The sequence below is a fragment of the Thauera carbonicopians genome (genome assembly GCF_025699485.1).
Lineage (GTDB): Bacteria > Pseudomonadota > Gammaproteobacteria > Burkholderiales > Rhodocyclaceae > Thauera.
This window is the reverse complement of the sequence record NZ_JANUXN010000040.1, coordinates 1-2,168: the sequence shown is the minus strand read 5'-3', so window position 1 is coordinate 2,168 and position 2,168 is coordinate 1. Positions and strand designations below refer to the sequence as shown.

Below are 2,168 nucleotides of genomic sequence, written 5' to 3'. Positions count from 1 at the left end.
GCGCTCTACGTCGATGTCTCGCACGACGCGCTGTTCCGCGACAACCGCCTGCACCACAGCCGCTACGGCACGCACTACATGAACGCCTACGACAACGTCTGGGAAGGCAACGACAGCTGGATGAACCGCGGCGGCCTGGCGCTGATGGAAGTGCGCCGCCTGACCGTGCGCAACAACCGCGCCTGGGCCAACTCGGACCACGGCATCATGCTGCGCACCATCCAGGACTCGGTGATCGAGCACAACGTCGTCGCCGGCAACCAGCGCGGCTTCTTCATCTACGACGCCGAGTACAACGAGCTGCGCGGCAACTCGGTGATCGACAACCGCGTCGGCATCCACCTGTGGGCGGGCTCCAAGAACAACAAAGTGGAAGGCAACGACTTCATCGCCAACCGCGAGCAGGTGCGCTACGTCGGCGCCCGCGACATGGTGTGGGGCGAGCAGCAGGGCAACCACTGGAGCAACTACCTCGGCTGGGACCGCGACGGCGACGGCGCGGGCGACGTCCAGTACGAGGCCAACGACATGGTGGACCGCCTGTCCTGGCGCCACCCGATGATGAAGCTGCTGCTGGCCAGCCCCGCGGTGCAGACGCTGCGCCTGGTCGGCCAGCAGTTCCCGCTGCTGCGCGCGCCCAGCATCGTCGATCCCAAGCCGCAGATGCAGCCGCACAACCCCGACTGGAGCCAATGGCGTGGCCGATATTTCCCCCGCTCCGAGTGACACGACCCGCGCAGTGATCGCCGCCCGCGGCGTGCGCAAGCACTATGGCGCCATCCACGCGGTCGATGGCGTCGACCTCGACGTGCACGAAGGCGAACTGTTCGGCCTGATCGGCCACAACGGCGCCGGCAAGAGCACGCTGTTCAAGATGATGCTCGGCCTGATCCCGCTTTCCGCCGGCGAGATCCGCATCGACGGCGCACCGGTGGATGGCGCCGGCGGCGACTTTCGCGCCGTGCGGCGCAAGATCGGCTACCTGCCCGAGAACGTGGTGCTGTACGACAACCTCACCGGATTGGAAACGCTGCACTTCTTCGCCAAGCTCAAAGGCGTATCCGGGCAGAATCATGCCACCCTGCTCGAGCGCGTCGGCCTCGCCCACGCCGCCCGCCGGCGCGTGCGCGAGTACTCCAAGGGCATGCGCCAGCGCCTCGGCTTCGCCCAGGCCCTGCTCGGCAACCCGCGTATCCTGTTCCTCGACGAACCCACCACCGGCCTCGATCCGGAGGCGATCCGCGGCTTCTACGCCATCCTGCGCCAGTTGAAGAGCCAAGGCGTGACGATGGTGATCACCTCGCACATCCTCGCCGAGATCCAGGAGCGCGTCGATCGGCTGGCGATCATGACCGCCGGCAAGGTGCAGGCGAGCGGCACGGTGCAGGCACTGCGCGAGCAGATGGAGCTGCCCTTGTGGTTCAGCGTGCGCGTGGCGCCCGAGGACTTCGAGGCCGTGCGCGCCGCGCTCGGTTGTCTGCCGGTCGGTGCGATCGAGGCGCGCGACGATCATGTCGCGGTGCAGTGCCCGCGCGAGGCCAAGATGGCGGTGATCGCCGCGCTGGCCGCGCTCGGCGACAAGGTGCGCGACCTGAGCGTGCGCGAACCTTCGCTCGAAGACGTGTTCTTCGGCTTTTCGGACTAAAGGGGCGGACCATGGAGTTGTCGCAGATCGCCGCCATTGCCGGCAAGGAATTCTGGGATCGCATCCGCAACCGCTGGGTGCTGGCGGTGGCGCTGGTATTCACCGCCTTTGCACTGTCGATCGCTTATTTCGGCGCCGCCCAGCAGGGCGCGGTGGGCTTTCGCTCGATCGAAGTGACGATCGCCAGCCTGGTCAGCCTGGTGATCTACCTGATCCCGCTGATCGCGCTGGTGCTCGGCTTCGATGCGATCGTCGGCGAGCGCGAGCGCGGCTCGCTCGATCTGCTGCTGTCGATGCCGATCACCCGGCTGGAGCTGCTGCTGGGCAAGTACCTGGGCCTGGCCGGAGCGCTGGCCTTTTCCACCATCGCCGGCTTCGGCCTGGTCGGGGTGGTGCTGTCGGCCCAGCTCGACCTCAATGCGCTGTACCACTACCTGGGTTTCATGCTCAGCTCGGTGCTGCTCGGCTGCGCTTTCCTGAGCCTGGCGGTGATGCTGTCGGTGTTCGCCGCCGACCGCACCCG

General features: G+C 67.1%; 3 protein-coding genes. All 3 read left to right on the top strand.

Annotated elements, in window-relative coordinates; genetic code table 11:
- Window positions 1-726 (top strand): NosD domain-containing protein (locus NX068_RS21025; RefSeq protein ID WP_263463193.1); only part of this gene is annotated, 726 nt, incomplete at its 5' end.
- Complete coding sequence (locus NX068_RS21020; protein WP_263463192.1) at window positions 698-1,645, top strand: ABC transporter ATP-binding protein; 948 nt, start codon at window positions 698-700, stop codon at window positions 1,643-1,645. The genes NX068_RS21025 and NX068_RS21020, both read left to right, overlap by 29 nt.
- Window positions 1,646-1,656: 11 nt before the next feature.
- The coding region (locus NX068_RS21015; protein WP_263463191.1) for an ABC transporter permease at window positions 1,657-2,168 on the top strand (512 nt) is incomplete at its 3' end.